At 70.6% G+C, this 13,514-nt stretch carries 13 protein-coding genes; 4 read left to right on the top strand and 9 right to left on the bottom strand.

The window, feature by feature from the left end; all coding sequences use genetic code 11:
* Positions 1 to 122 precede the first annotated feature (122 nt).
* From ABD793_RS31670 to mca, 4 genes are all read right to left on the bottom strand, one after another.
* Positions 123 to 680: a hypothetical protein gene (locus tag ABD793_RS31670; protein ID WP_344866931.1), complete on the bottom strand. Its 558-nt coding sequence runs from the start codon at positions 678 to 680 to the stop codon at positions 123 to 125.
* A gap of 118 nt (positions 681 to 798) precedes the next feature.
* Entirely contained in the window at positions 799 to 2,793 is a 1,995-nt protein-coding gene (locus ABD793_RS31665) for a thioredoxin domain-containing protein (protein ID WP_344866692.1), read from the bottom strand.
* A gap of 52 nt (positions 2,794 to 2,845) precedes the next feature.
* Positions 2,846 to 3,229 carry a hypothetical protein gene (locus ABD793_RS31660; RefSeq protein WP_344866691.1) on the bottom strand — a complete coding sequence of 128 codons (384 nt, stop codon included), beginning with the start codon at positions 3,227 to 3,229 and terminating at the stop codon, positions 2,846 to 2,848.
* The gene (gene mca / locus ABD793_RS31655; protein ID WP_344866689.1) at positions 3,226 to 4,140 is read right to left on the bottom strand and encodes a mycothiol conjugate amidase Mca; all 915 of its coding nucleotides are present in this window, start codon (positions 4,138 to 4,140) and stop codon (positions 3,226 to 3,228) included. Before mca ends, ABD793_RS31660 begins: the two co-directional genes overlap by 4 nt.
* A gap of 197 nt (positions 4,141 to 4,337) precedes the next feature.
* Between mca and ABD793_RS31650 the strand changes: the two genes are divergently transcribed.
* The 3 genes from ABD793_RS31650 to ABD793_RS31640 all read left to right on the top strand — a co-directional run bounded on the left by ABD793_RS31650 (position 4,338) and on the right by ABD793_RS31640 (position 6,469).
* Positions 4,338 to 4,778: a DUF4307 domain-containing protein gene (locus ABD793_RS31650; protein WP_344866687.1), complete on the top strand. Its 441-nt coding sequence runs from the start codon at positions 4,338 to 4,340 to the stop codon at positions 4,776 to 4,778.
* 200 nt (positions 4,779 to 4,978) lie between these two features.
* The gene (gene greA / locus ABD793_RS31645; RefSeq protein ID WP_344866685.1) at positions 4,979 to 5,479 is read left to right on the top strand and encodes a transcription elongation factor GreA; all 501 of its coding nucleotides are present in this window, start codon (positions 4,979 to 4,981) and stop codon (positions 5,477 to 5,479) included.
* 177 nt (positions 5,480 to 5,656) lie between these two features.
* Positions 5,657 to 6,469 carry an MBL fold metallo-hydrolase gene (locus tag ABD793_RS31640; protein ID WP_344866683.1) on the top strand — a complete coding sequence of 271 codons (813 nt, stop codon included), beginning with the start codon at positions 5,657 to 5,659 and terminating at the stop codon, positions 6,467 to 6,469.
* 4 nt (positions 6,470 to 6,473) lie between these two features.
* On the opposite strand, the gene ABD793_RS31635 is transcribed toward ABD793_RS31640, so the two are convergent.
* The gene (locus ABD793_RS31635) at positions 6,474 to 6,941 is read right to left on the bottom strand and encodes an Lrp/AsnC family transcriptional regulator (protein ID WP_344866681.1); all 468 of its coding nucleotides are present in this window, start codon (positions 6,939 to 6,941) and stop codon (positions 6,474 to 6,476) included.
* 132 nt (positions 6,942 to 7,073) lie between these two features.
* Positions 7,074 to 8,279, bottom strand: a complete 1,206-nt coding sequence (gene ilvA, locus ABD793_RS31630) for a threonine ammonia-lyase (RefSeq protein ID WP_344866679.1) — start codon at positions 8,277 to 8,279, stop codon at positions 7,074 to 7,076.
* A gap of 96 nt (positions 8,280 to 8,375) precedes the next feature.
* On the opposite strand from ilvA, the gene ABD793_RS31625 reads away from it, so the two are divergent.
* A complete protein-coding gene (locus tag ABD793_RS31625) occupies positions 8,376 to 8,672 on the top strand; it encodes a hypothetical protein (protein WP_344866677.1) in 297 nt (98 codons plus the stop codon).
* Positions 8,673 to 10,803: 2,131 nt separating this feature from the next.
* Here the strand turns inward: ABD793_RS31625 and ABD793_RS31620 are convergent.
* The 3 genes from ABD793_RS31620 to ABD793_RS31610 all read right to left on the bottom strand — a co-directional run bounded on the left by ABD793_RS31620 (position 10,804) and on the right by ABD793_RS31610 (position 13,431).
* Positions 10,804 to 11,961 carry a cystathionine gamma-synthase gene (locus ABD793_RS31620; RefSeq protein WP_344866675.1) on the bottom strand — a complete coding sequence of 386 codons (1,158 nt, stop codon included), beginning with the start codon at positions 11,959 to 11,961 and terminating at the stop codon, positions 10,804 to 10,806.
* 99 nt (positions 11,962 to 12,060) lie between these two features.
* Positions 12,061 to 12,798, bottom strand: a complete 738-nt coding sequence (locus ABD793_RS31615) for a hypothetical protein (protein WP_344866673.1) — start codon at positions 12,796 to 12,798, stop codon at positions 12,061 to 12,063.
* 123 nt (positions 12,799 to 12,921) lie between these two features.
* Positions 12,922 to 13,431 (bottom strand): hypothetical protein, encoded by a 510-nt coding sequence (locus tag ABD793_RS31610; protein WP_344866671.1) that lies wholly within the window; start codon positions 13,429 to 13,431, stop codon positions 12,922 to 12,924.
* Positions 13,432 to 13,514 lie beyond the last annotated feature (83 nt).

Below are 13,514 nucleotides of genomic sequence, written 5' to 3'. Positions count from 1 at the left end.
CGATGCAGCTACCTCGCGCCTTACTCGCCAGCGTGCCGCAGCGAAGGACCGGTTGCAGGCCGAAGTGAGGTGAACGACTCGATGGTTTGGCCCGCGCCCGGACGGGGCACGCCCGCGGCCGGTCAGCCCAGGTCGGGCCCCTTCGACCGCAGGTCGTCGACCTTCGTCAGTGCCTCGCGCAGTTCGGCCAGCCAGCTCTCGGCATGCTCGCCGACCAGCCGGACCGACCAGGCCAGCGCCTCGGATCGGGAGCGGGCCACACCCGCGTCGACGAGCGTGTCCAGCACCAGCCGCTCCGGCTGCCGCAATCGGGTCATCACCGGCGCGGACAGCGTCGTGAACCGCACCTCGGTGCCGCCGATCCGCGCACCCCACGCGACTTTGCGCTGGTAACGGTGCTCGGCCTGGCGCGCGATCTCGATGCGCTCGTCACGCGTCTCCTCGCGGAACCGGCTGATCCGCCCGTCCTCGGCCGCTGCGCGCGCCGCGTCGTCGGCGTATTCACCGGTCGGCGCGGGCAGTTCGCCGACCACCACGATCTCCTCACGGTCCACCGTGACCTCGGGATCCCCGGTGAACCAGCCTTCCGGCAGCCGTCCGCCGAACCATGCCGCCGCGTCGCCCGCCGACGGCACCTCGGCCTGCTGCCAGCCACCGCGGCCCTTCCAGCCTCGTCCCATGTGTCCCACCGCCTCACTGTGCGTGAACATGCTCGCCTCCGCGATTACATGATTACAACGCTATTCAAGTTACGCCTCACCACCGCTCCTGCGGACGGTGTTCACCAGGGGCGGAATCTCAGAGCTGGGCGACGAGCTCGCCGGTGGTCGTCACCGGCCGTTCGCACACGTAGCCGCGGCAGACGTAGGCGGCCGGCTGTCCCTCCACGAGCGGGCGATCGGCGAGCAACGGGACACCCGGCGCATCCGGCGCGCCACCGAGCACGATGCCTCCGCCGTGCACGTTCCTGGCGGCCGCGCTGACCAGCGGCCCGCGTGCGTCGCCGACCACGGCGACCTGCACCGGACCCGACTGCGCTGCCTCCGCCACCGAAAGCCAGTGCCCGGCGAACCGCGGGACCCGCGCCGCGAGCAGGCCGACCCTGCGGAGTGCGGCGTCCGCGGCGTCCCGGTACCGCGTGGCTTCCGCGGGACCGGCCAGCGCGGACGCGGTGAGCAACGCACCGGCGAGCGCCGACGCGCCGGACGGGCTCGCGTTGTCGGTCGGATCGGACGGCCGCTGCACCAAGGCCTCGGCATCGTCGGCGGTGTCGTGATAGGCACCGGGAGCGGTCTCCGAGGCGAAGTGCGCCAGCGCGACGTCCAGCAACCGGGTCGCCTCGGCGAGCCATCGGGGTTCGCCGGTGGCCTGGTGCAGGCTGAGCAGGCCGTCGGCGAGGCAGGCGTAGTCCTCGAGCACACCGGCCGGCGAGCCGACGGCGCCGTCCCGCGAACTTCGCCGGAGCCTGCCCTCGACCACGTGCACGTCGAGCACCAGCCGAGCCGCGGCGCACGCCAGCTCGATCCACTTCGGACGGTCCAGGGCGGTACCGGCCTCGGCCAGCGCGCCGATCGTGAGACCGTTCCACGCGGCAACCACTTTGTCGTCGCGGCCGGGCTGCGGACGTGACCGGCGCGCGGTGAGCAACGCCTGCCGGACCCGCTCGAACCGCTCGGAGTCATCAGGATCGGTGAGCAATCGCAGGGTAGAAGCACCGTTTTCGAAGGTGCCCGTCGTTGTGACCCCGAAAAGCTCTGCCGCCCACGCACCGTCCTGGTCGCCGAGCACCTCGCGCAGCTGCTCGGGCGTCCAGACGTAGGTCAGCCCTTCGACGCCTTCGGTGTCCGCGTCGAGCGAGGCCGCGAAACCTCCTTGCGGCGTGCGGAGATCGGCTTCCAGGAACCGGACGATCCCCTCGGTCACGCGCAGTGCGGAAGCCGAACCGCGGCGGGCGAGGTGTGCATAGCAGCGGAGGAGCAAAGCGTTGTCGTACAACATCTTCTCGAAATGCGGCACGGTCCATTCGGCGTCCACGGAGTACCGCGCGAAACCACCGGCCAGCTGATCGTGGATGCCGCCGCGGGCCATCGCCTCGGTGGCCGCCTCGGCGAGCACGAGGGCACCGGCCGAACGGGTGCGCTCGTGGTGGCGCACCAGGAACTCCAGCACCATCGACGGCGGGAACTTCGGGGCACCGCCGAACCCGCCGTGCACCGGATCCGCTTCTTCGCCCAGCTTCGCGACCGCGTCGGCCAGCACCCCGCCGTCGACGATCGACTCCTTCAGCGGGCCGCTCTGCTCAGCCAGGTGCTCGACGATCTGCTTCGCCCCGGCACGCAGGTCGTCCGGGCGCTCCTCCCAGGCCTCCGAGACGGCGACCAGCAGCTGACGGAACGACGGGACGCCCGGCCGTGGCGAGGGCGGGTAGTAGGTGCCGCAGTGGAACGGCTCGCCGTCCGGCGTGAGGAAGCAGGTCATCGGCCAGCCACCCTGTCCGGTCATCGCCTGCGTGGCGGCCATGTAGACCGCGTCGATGTCCGGCCGCTCCTCGCGGTCGACCTTGACGGTGACGAAATGCGCGTTCATCAGCGCCGCGGTGCCCTCGTCCTCGAAGGACTCGTGTGCCATCACGTGACACCAATGACACGCCGCGTAACCGACCGAGAGCAGGATCGGCACTCCTCGTCGCCGAGCCTCGGCCAGTGCCTCGGTACCCCACTCCTGCCACTGCACCGGGTTGCCGGCGTGCTGCAGGAGGTACGGGCTGGTCGCGTCCGCCAGTCGGTTGTTCACTCTCCCCACCGTAGGGGCCACGGCGAGCAGGGGCGAACATCCCCGGACGGGATCAGTCGGACTTCTTGCCCGCCGCCGCGTCCTTGCGTGGTGCGCCTGCCGCGTCTTCCGTCGGTGGGTCCTTCGGTGCGCCGGCCTGGTCCTGCCCGGCCCCGGCCTCGTCGGCAGGCTGCGCTGGCCCGCCGTCCCCAGGGCCGGCCGCCGCGTCGTCCTCGGTCTCGAAACTGGCAGGCACCTTCTTCAGGTGCTTGCTCATCGAGCGGATCAGGAACGCGACCGCGATCAGGAACAGGATCAGCACGAGCAGCCCGACCGGGGAGGACTTGCCGAAGTCCTCGCCCTGGCCGCCGTTGTCCCCGCTGTCCGGTTGCTGGGCCAGTACCAGGGCCGACGCCGTGAGCGGGACGACCGCCGCGGCCGGCACACCGAAACTCATGGACTCACCTTCTCCTTGATACCGGTGAACAGATCATCCTCCGGCAGCGTGCTGTCCACCAGGCAGCGGTTCAGCTCGTACTCCTCGGTCGGCCACACCTCGCGCTGGATCTCCAGCGGAACCACGAACCAGCGGCTGGTCGGGTCGATCTGCGTGGCGTGCGCCTTCAGCGCCTCGTCGCGCACCTCGAAGTATTCCGCGCACTCGATCCGGGTCGTCACCCGCTCCATGATGTCCGGGCGGTCCGGGTCCCAGGACTTGAGCCACTCCTCGTACGGCGAGGGCAGCCCGGCCGCCTTGAGCGCGGTGTCGAACGCGACCATGCGGGCCTTGGAGAACCCGTGCCCGTAGTAGAGCTTGAGCGGCTGCCACGGCTCACCCGCGTCCGGGAACCGGTCCGGATCGCCCGCCGCGTCGAAGGCGGCCATCGACACCTCGTGGGTGCGGATGTGGTCCGGATGCGGGTATCCGCCGTTCTCGTCGTAGGTGGTCATCACATGCGGCCGGAACTCGCGGATCACGCGCACCAGTGCCTCGGTGGACTCTTCCAGCGGCACCACCGCGAACGAGCCCGCCGGCACCGGCGGCGGCGGGTCACCCTCGGGCAGCCCGGAGTCCACGAACCCCAGCCAGCGATGGCTGACCCCGAGGATCTTCGCCGCGCGGGCCATCTCCTCGCGGCGGACCTCGGCCATGTTCGCCAGCACGTCCGGACGGTCCATCGCCGGGTTCAAAATGCTGCCGGCCTCACCGCCGGTGCAGGTCACGACCATGACCTCGTGGCCATCGGCCACGTACTTGGCCATCGTCGCGGCACCCTTGCTCGACTCGTCGTCGGGGTGCGCGTGCACCGCCATGAGTCGCAGCCCGGTCTTGCGGTCTTCTGTCGTCAGCTCGTCGGCTCCCACCATCGTCCGAACGGCCCCTTCGTGTCCCGTTATTCCGCCGTACCCGGCCTTCCCGCCATTGCCGGGCCCCGGCTCCACGCCGCCGGTACGGGTCACGGATACTCGACTGCGGACGGTCTGCCGCAGTTCGGCACCGCCCATTGTCCCCAGGGGTACGACGAGCCCGACCGGAGGCCCGGACTTTGCACAGCGGTGAGACCGTGACCACCGAGAGTGACGCCGATCCGGCGCCGCTCGCGGACCGGTACGGCACCGCGCGGCGGGTCCGCACGCCCCGGCGCTGGCGGCGGTGGCTCTTCGCGGCCATCGCGGTGGTGGTGAGCTGCGCCATCGCCTGGATCGCCTACGTCAACCTGGGACAGTCCTCGATCAGCGCCGAGCGGGTGGCCTTCGAGCCCCGGCCGGGCAACGCGATGCAGATCACGATCAACGTCACGCGCGACGACGTGGACCGCCCTGGCGTGTGCGTCGTGCGGGTGCGCGATCGGGCGGGCGCGGAAAGCGGCCGCAAGGAGGTTCTGGTCCCCGCCGGGGCCGGGCACAGCCGGGTGAGCACAGTGGTGAAGAGCATCGGCCTTCCGGTGACCGCCGACGTGTACGGCTGCTCCTATTCCATACCACGTTACATGTCAACCCCCTAGCGGCCAACGGGGTGAAATGCGCGGCGAACGTCCGCGCAGCGTGGGAATGGACCGGCGTCGGTCACCCCTGCCGTGATACGCTGGTACATCAGCACGGCCCGGGGCGGGCCGTGTTTTTCCTTTATCTCAGCCCGCGTGGGCATGGACTGTGCACGCGGACGCCGGCTTGTACACCCAAGCCTGGCAGGCCCTACGAGGAGATGGTGACCGTGAGCGACACCAAGGTGACCTGGCTGACCCAGGATGCCTACGACCGGCTCAAGCACGAGCTCGACGAAATGATCGAGGATCGTCCGGTCATCGCCGCACGCATCAACGACAGCCGGGAAGAGGGCGACCTCAAGGAAAACGGCGGCTACCACGCGGCCCGCGAGGAGCAGGGCCAGGCCGAAGCCCGCATCCGGCACCTGCAGGAACTGCTGCGCAACGCGAAGGTCGGCGAGGCACCCGAGGACGACGGCACGGCCGGTCCGGGCAAGGTGCTCACGGTCAAGTACGACGGGGACGACGACGAGGAGAAGTTCCTGCTCGCCACCCGAGAGGAAGGCGCACAGGGCGCGCTCGACGTGTACTCCCCGGAGTCGCCGCTGGGCAAGGCCCTGCTCGGCGCCAAGGAAGGCGAGTCGCGCGAGTACGAGCTGCCCAACGGCAAGACCATGAAGGTCACCCTGGTCAAGGCGGTGCCCTACAGCGACTCCTGACCTGCTCGGTCCTGCCGGAGGTGCTGATCCGCCCGGGGGCTACCGCGGATCCCGGCCCGCTCGGCCCTGCAGCACGACCCGATCCGCCCGTCGAACGCGCGCCCGGCCCGGTTTCCCGTGGCCGGGCGCGCGTTCTGCGGTCTACCGTGTTTCCCGGACGACGACTGGGAGGACACGATGAGCGCCGAACCCGTCTGTCTCACGTGCGGTATGCAGTATTCCGCGCCGCGGGCCGACTGCCCGGTCTGCGAGGACGAGCGGCAGTACGTACCACCGGGCGGCCAGCAGTGGACCGACCTCGCGACGCTGCGGGCGAGTGGTGACCTTCGCGCGCGGATCGACGAGCAGGGGCCGGGTGTGCTCGGTATCGGTTCGGAACCGAAGTTCGCGATCGGCCAGCGCGCGCTGCTGGTGCGTGCCGGAGGCGGCAACTTCCTCTGGGACTGCGCCGCCTACCTCGACGACGAGCTGGTCCGCAGGATCACCGAACTCGGCGGGCTCACCGGCATCGCGATCAGCCATCCGCACTACTACACGACCATGGTCGAGTGGGCACACGCCTTCGACGTGCCGATCTACCTGCACGAGGCGGACCGGCAGTGGATCGGCCGCCCGGACCCGGCGATCCGGCTGTGGTCCGGCGCCACCCTCGACGTCGCCGACGACCTGCGCCTGATCAACCTCGGCGTGCACTTCGCAGGCGGCACCGTGCTGCACTGGCCTGCCGGCGAGAACGGCCGCGGCGCGCTGCTGTCCGGCGACGTCGTGCAGGTGATCCCGGACCGCACGCACGTGGGCTTCATGTACAGCTACCCGAACCTGATCCCGGAACGGCCGAGCGTGGTGCGTCGAGCCGCGGAACTGCTCGAGCCATACGAGTTCGAAGCGATCTACGGCGCATGGTGGGAAGCCATCGTGCGCACCAGCGGCCACGAAGTCGTCCAGCGCTCAGCGAAGCGGTACCTCGCTTACACACAGGAGACGGCGTAGGCGATCACCTCTCGCGCGCGGCGCGCTCCAGCAGGGGGCGGACCCGTGGTGGCACGGGTGTGGACAGGGCGATCGAAGTCGACGTACGGAGCACGTCGGGCACTCCGACCACTTCGTCGATGACGCGTTGGAGATCGTCGTTGTCGCGCGCGACCAGCCGGACGAACAGGTCGCCCTCGCCGGTGGTGGCGTGCACTTCGCACACCTCGTCGATCGCCGCGAGCGCTTGTGCGACACCGGTGCGTTTCCCTTGGGCGATCTCCACCACTGCGAACGCGGTGAGCCCGTACCCCATCGCGGCGAGGTCCAGTTCCGGCGGGAACCCACCGAGCACTCCGCGTTCGGCGAGCCGGTCCAGCCGCGCCTGCACGGTGCCGCGGGCCACGCCGAGCCGACGGGCGCATTCCAGCACACCCAGCCGGGGTGAGTCGGTGAGCAGCAGCAACAACCGCGCGTCAAGGGCGTCCAGCACCGGTCACCTCCCTGCACAGATCGTCCGCGACGACCTTTCCCCGGTATCGCTGAGCAGATTGTCTGGCAATATCTGCGATCATTGCACAGTTTGCCTCGCGGGTGGTGGCGCGCGACCGTCCACAATCGACGTTCAGCTGACGATGGTGAACCCGGCGTCGGCCAGCGCCGCCTCGACTTCCGCGCAGTGTTCCGGGCCCCGGGTTTCCAAGGCGAGTGCGACATCGACCTCGCCGAGCGCGAGGCTGCCGGAGATGCGGGAGTGCTCGACGTCGAGGACGTTGGCGCCCAGGTCCTTCACCGAGGACAGCACGGACACCAGCGAGCCGGGGCGGTCCGGCACCCGCAGGTGCAGCTTGAGATAACGCCCGCCCGCGGTCATGCCGTGCTGGATGATCTGCTGCAGCAGCACGGGATCGACGTTGCCGCCGGACAGGATCGCCACCACCGGCGGTTCGAACGCACCGGGGTGCTGCAGCAGTGCGGCCACGGTCGCCGCGCCGGCCGGTTCGACCACCAGTTTCCGCCGTTCCAGGCAAGCCAGCACCGCACGGGACAGCGATTCCTCGCTGACCGTCACGACCTCGTCGACCAGTGCGGACACGTGGGCGTAGCTGACCGGGCCCGGCTCGCCGACGGCGATCCCGTCGGCCATGGTGTGCGGCTGCGGAAGCCGGACCGGGCCGCCTGCCGCCAGCGACGGCGGGAACGCGGCGGCGTCCTCGGCCTGCACGCCGACCACCCGCACGTGCGGACGCAGCGCCTTCACCGCCGAGGCGACCCCGCCGACGAGCCCGCCGCCGCCGGTCGCGACGAGCACCGTCCGCACGCCGGGCACCTGCTCCAGGATTTCCAGGCCGACGGTGCCCTGTCCGGCGATCACGTCGGTGTGGTCGAACGGGTGGATGAAGACGGCGCCGGTGCGTTCGGAGAATGCGACCGCCTCGGCCAGCGTCTCCTCCAGGACCGCACCGTGCAGGTGCACATCGGCGCCGTAGCCGCGGGTCGCGGCGAGCTTCGGCAGCGGCGCGCGCACTGGCATGTAGACCGTCGAGGAGATGCCCAGCAACGACGAGGCCAGCGCCACCCCCTGTGCGTGGTTCCCGGCACTGGCGGCCACGACGCCGCGGGCACGTTCGGCGGCGGAGAGCCCGTGGATGCGGGTGTAGGCACCGCGGATCTTGAACGAGCCGGTGCGCTGGAGGTTCTCGCACTTGAGGTACACCGGCCCGCCGTGCAGACTGCGCAGATCCCGGGCGTGTTCCATCGGCGTCACCCTGGTGACGTCGGACAGCAGCTTCCGGGCCTGCTGGATGCGCTCGAGGCTGACCAGTTCCATAAGCCGCGATGATGCCACCGACGGACGGCCGGGCCGCGGCCGCCGGGCGACCGGTACGCTTATCACAGCAACCACACGTGATCAGGGAGTGCGACCATGGCACGCGGGCAGGACGCGACCACCGCTCGAGCCATGCGAGCGACCCGTTCCACCGGCCTGCTGCCCCTCGTCGCCGGCATCGTGTCCGCGATCGCACTGACCGGAGCCGCCTTCGTCACGGTCGACGCGGCAGGCTGCGGAGGCCACCCGCAGTACATCCGCCACGACAGCCACACCGAACTGGTCGGCGGCTGCGTGGACGGCAACCAGCTCCCCGCCGCCCCGGCGGACCGGGAAGCCGGCCACCACTCGGCAGCCAAGCCCGGCGCCCAGCCGAGCAGCTACCGCCCCTGACCCCTGCCGGGGCTCCTTCCGCTCTCCCCCGCGTCCGGGTGATTTCTTCTCCGGCCTTTTTGCGCCTCGCCGACTGCGCCCCCTCGAAGCTTTTTGGCGGGCGAGGACGCAAACGCTTGCCTCCCGGACGCGCCAGCCCCTTTATGCCGGGTAACGGAGCCTCCACGCTTTCACCTTTCGCACTCCTTCACCTCCCGCACTCCGGCCCCTCGCCACCTCCTGGCGCCCGACCTCGCGTCCGGCACTCCGACCTCACCTTCCGGCACCCACCGACCCCGACTCCGGCACTACGACCTCACATCCAGCACCCACCGACCCCGACCCCGGCACTCCGACCTCACCCGCCAGCGTCCGCCAACCCCGACCCCGGCACTCCGACCTCACCCGCCAGCGTCCGCCAACCCCGACCCCGGCACTCCGACCTCACCCGCCAGCGTCCGCCAACCCCGACCCCGGCACTCCGTCCCCGGCTCCGGCACGAACCCCCTACCCGCTCCCGCGAACGGTCCGGGAAAGCAACCCTCTCCCGGCTCTCCGACACGGCGACTCCACTACGAACCACCGGACATGCCCGCCACCGAACACCTCCCGACGGCTTTGACGCCGCAGCCCCGGTCCCTCCTGCACGCGGAATGTGCAGAACCCCCGCCACAGCTCCGGTACGGAATCACCGCGGCAACTTGGTCCGGAATCACCGCGGCAACTCCGGTCCGAGACCACCGCGGCAACTCCGGTACGGAATCACCACGGCAACTCGATCCGGAATCACCGCCGCAGCACGCGTCCTGGCAGGGAACGTTCCGGGGCCTCCCCTCCTCCGCCTCCCGACTGCCACACCGGCCCGAGAGAGCCGCTACCCGAGCCCACCGTCCCGCTCACAACGAACCGATCCCGCCCGAACCGACACGTCCGGGCCACTCGCACCCACGCCCTCGACCCAAACGGACCCCTCGCACCCACCCACCGAACCAACCGGACCCCTCATACCCACCTACCGACCCAAACGGGACCCTCGCACCCATCTACCGAACCGAACGGGCCATTTGCACCCCGCACCGCCAAACCGAACGGGCCGCTCGCACCCCGCACCGCCGAACCGAATGGGGTGCTCGGAACCGCGTCCCGCGAACCAACCGGGACTTTGACACCCAAGCGGGCTGCAACGAGCGGGCTGCTGACACTCGCACCTGCCCGAACGGGCGGGCCATTGCATGACCACCTGGCGAGCTGACCAAGCCATCACCCCATGCTCGCCGTGGCGGTAGCGGGTCCGGAGGCGGCGATGGGGCAGCGCGGGTGGTTGGGATGCTCGTGCTCGTTGCCGGAGGTTCGCCTGGCGCCGGTGGCTTTGTCCCGGGCCGCCGCTCAGCCAGCCGGGGAAGGGCGGGGCGCAAGCGCAGCGGCCGGGGACCGTCGGCCAGCGCTCCGCCCGGCGGGCGAGAGCCAGCCCAACCGACGAGCAGGAACCCAGCAAGCCAGGATCAGCCTCGCCGACAAGAGACCAGCCGGCCCGAGCGAACGCACCGAGCAGAAACCGTCCCAACCGACGAACACAGCCCAACGAACCAGAACCAGCCTCGCCGACAGAAACCAGCCCAACCGACGCGAGCGAAACCCACCGGACAAGAGCGGCCCAACCGACAAGCAGCGGCCCAACGAACCAGAACCAGCCTCGCTGACGGAGAGCAGCCCAACCGGCGCGAGCGAACCTCCTGTGCGCGGAGCGTGGCACCGGACAGGAGCCGGCACCGCGGCCGGGAGTCGGCCCGGCTCGCAGGGAACCCGCACCAACGCGGGCCGGCCCAACCAGCAGGAGCCTGGCCAGCGGGCGGAGCGAGCCGGCCCGCGGGACCGGCCCTACCAACCCAGCAGGCAGGAGTCGACCCGGCCAGCAGGAACCACGCCCGCCAACCCGACCCAACCCCGCAGACAACAGCCGATCCCGGCCAACAGGAACCACACCCACCAACCGACCCAACCCCGCAGACAACAGCCGACCCCGGCCAACAGGGACCCCGACCTCGACAACCCGGCAGGCAAGAGCCGACCCGGCCGGCGGGAACCCCGACCTCGACGACGCGGCAGGAAAAGCCAACCCGGCCAGCCGGAGCCAGTCGGCCGTCGGGAGGGGTTAGCCCAGGGCTTGGGTCAGGTCGGCGAGGAGGTCTCTGCCGTCTTCGATGCCTACGGAGAGGCGGATCAGGTCGGCTGGGACCTGGAGGGTCGAGCCTGCGGTGGAGGCGTGTGTCATCCGGCCCGGGTGTTCGATCAGGGACTCGATGCCGCCAAGGGATTCGGCCAGGATGAAGAGCTTTGTGCGGGACGCGACGGCCAGTGCGGCCGCCTCGCCGCCGGCCACGCGGAAGGAGACCATGCCGCCGAAGCGGCGCATCTGCTTGGCCGCGATCTCGTGGCCGGGGTGTTCCGGCAGGCCGGGGTAGTAGACCTGGGTGACCTTCGGGTGCCGGGCCAGTGCGCGGGCGACCAGGTCCGCGTTGTCGCTGTGCCGGTCCATCCGCAGGGCCAGCGTCTTCAGGCCGCGCAGGGTCAGCCACGCGTCGAACGGGCCGGGCACCGCGCCGGCCGCGTTGCGCAGGTAGAACAGCTGCTCGCGCAGTTCGTCCTCGTCGGTCAGCACCGCGCCGCCCACTACGTCGGAGTGGCCGCCGAGGTACTTCGTGGTCGAGTGCACGACGATGTCCGCGCCGAGGGCCAGCGGGGTCTGCAGGTACGGCGTGGCGAAGGTGTTGTCGACGACCAGCCGCGCCCCTGCCTCGTGCGCCACGCCTGCCAGCGCGGCGAGGTCGGCGATGCCCAGCAACGGGTTGGTCGGCGATTCGCACCAGATCAGCTTGGTCTCCGGGCGCATCGCGGCCCGCACATCGTCGATCCGGCCGAGGTCGGCGACGGTGTGCTCGACGCCCCACAGGCTCAGCACCTTGTCGATCAGGCGGAACGTGCCGCCGTACGCGTCGTTGCCGAGCACCAGGTGGTCACCGGGGCGCAGCACCGTACGCAGTACCGCGTCGGACGCCGCCATACCGGACGCGAACGTGAGCCCGTGCCGGGCGCCCTCCAACGACGCGAGCGCCTCCTCCAGCGCGGTGCGTGTGGGGTTCGCGGTGCGTGAGTATTCGTAATCACCCTCGCGGGTGCCGCCCACGCCGTCCTGGGCGTAGGTGGAGGTCTGGTAAATCGGCACGATGACAGCGCCGGTGCGCGGGTCGGGCTGCTGCCCGGCGTGGATCGCGCGCGTCTCGAAGCCCAAGTCGGTGTAGTCATCGGCCATGGTCCACAGAGTACGGGCCACCTCCGACAATCCCGTCAGGTGGGACGCACTTTTCCGGTGGGAAGACTGCCGGCGCCGCCGCCACCGGCAGTCCCTCGGTCACCAGCCCGGTTGCTGCGGGTAACCGCCGGGAGCCGGCTGCTGACCGCCGTGGGAGACCCATTCGGCGGTCGGCTTCACCAGTGCCAGCACCAGCGTCGCGATCGGCGGGATCAGGGCCAGCAGCGAACCGGCGATTCCGGCTCCGATCACCCGGCCGGTACTCCCGCCGAGTGCGCTCACGCCCACCGAGACGAACACGAACGAGACCACGGCGTAAACGATGGCAAGCCCGCACCCGATGATCACGCACATCCGGCCTGCCGACTTGTGCAGGAACATCGCAATCGCCCCGTACAGCAGCAGGCCTGCTTCGGCGAGGTTGACGATGAGCGCCACCAGCCCGTACCCGAGCCCGCCGGAATGCCCGAGCAGAACAATCCCGCCGATCACCCCGAAGACGGCCACGAGCCCGCCGATGATGGCCAGGATCCCGGAGATGATCGCGGTCACGCCGCTCGGTCGCGACTGCATCATGCCTGGCCCGCCGGGGTAGGCCGGGTACGGCTGCTGCTGGCCATACGGTTGCTGCGGGTACTGCCCCGGCACCTGACCGCCGGGATAAGGCTGCGCCGGCTGGCCACCCGAGTACGGCTGCGCCGGGCCCGGCTGGCCGCCGGGGTAGGGCTGCGAAGGCGTGGGCTGGCTCCCCGGATACGGCTGCTGCCCGGACGCCGGCTGGCCGGGGTACGGGTTCTGCCCGGGGTACTGGCCCTGCGGGTTCTGGGGGTAAGTCACGGGAATCCCTCGGGTTCTGCGGACCCGCCGACGCGGGTTGGGTCCTCGTATCGTGCCAGGCCGACGGCCGGTTCGGGGCAAAAACCACCGGGTCCGGGAAGCGGAGCGGGCAGTCCGGCCGGGTCAGCGCGTCCGGAACCGCAGATGGCGGAAGGTCGGCGGCAGCGCGGTGAGCAGCAGCACGAGCGGGACGGTCACCACCAGCACCGCCCGGTCGATTGCGGCCGGCCCGTCCAACCGGGACACCGCACGGAAGTACCCGGCGTAGGAGCCACCGTCGAGCGTGGGTTCCAGCAGGATCGCCGCGATCGCCAGCACCGCGCCGAGGATCAGCAGCACCGCACCGGTCACCGCACGGAAGAACACCGCGAGGGAACCGATCAGCAACACCAGCGCGGCGCACAGGAAACCGCCGAGATCCACCAGCGTCCACCGGGGCAGGTCGCCGAGGCTGAATCCGGACGGGATGTCGATGAATTGCGTGACCGGCAGATAACCGGCCGCAACCGCGGCCACGAGGCCGAGCAGACCGGCCGCGATCGCGGTGGCTCCGCCGGGACGGCGAGACGGCTCGGCACCGGGGTACGGGTCGCGTGGCAGCTGCCGCGCCGCAGGTCCGTACTGGCCGTGCACCGTGCTCTCCCTCGGCTGGAAGGCGTAACGAACGGCCCACCCTAGCCCGGAAAATGCCCACCGTGGACGCGTATCGGCAATAG

The sequence above is a fragment of the Amycolatopsis ultiminotia genome (assembly GCF_039536925.1).
Lineage (GTDB): Bacteria > Actinomycetota > Actinomycetes > Mycobacteriales > Pseudonocardiaceae > Amycolatopsis > Amycolatopsis ultiminotia.
This window is presented reverse-complemented; position numbering and strand designations above follow the sequence as displayed.

Coding starts and splice junctions, on each gene's coding strand:
- ilvA (WP_344866679.1), bottom strand. CDS start 8,279: ATGGAACTGGTCAGCCTCGAGCGCATCCAGCAGGCCCGGAAGCTGCTG.
- ABD793_RS31625 (WP_344866677.1), top strand. CDS start 8,376: ATGGCACGCGGGCAGGACGCGACCACCGCTCGAGCCATGCGAGCGACC.
- ABD793_RS31640 (WP_344866683.1), top strand. CDS start 5,657: ATGAGCGCCGAACCCGTCTGTCTCACGTGCGGTATGCAGTATTCCGCG.
- ABD793_RS31670 (WP_344866931.1), bottom strand. CDS start 680: ATGGGACGAGGCTGGAAGGGCCGCGGTGGCTGGCAGCAGGCCGAGGTG.
- greA (WP_344866685.1), top strand. CDS start 4,979: ATGGTGACCGTGAGCGACACCAAGGTGACCTGGCTGACCCAGGATGCC.
- ABD793_RS31620 (WP_344866675.1), bottom strand. CDS start 11,961: ATGGCCGATGACTACACCGACTTGGGCTTCGAGACGCGCGCGATCCAC.
- mca (WP_344866689.1), bottom strand. CDS start 4,140: ATGGTGGGAGCCGACGAGCTGACGACAGAAGACCGCAAGACCGGGCTG.
- ABD793_RS31660 (WP_344866691.1), bottom strand. CDS start 3,229: ATGAGTTTCGGTGTGCCGGCCGCGGCGGTCGTCCCGCTCACGGCGTCG.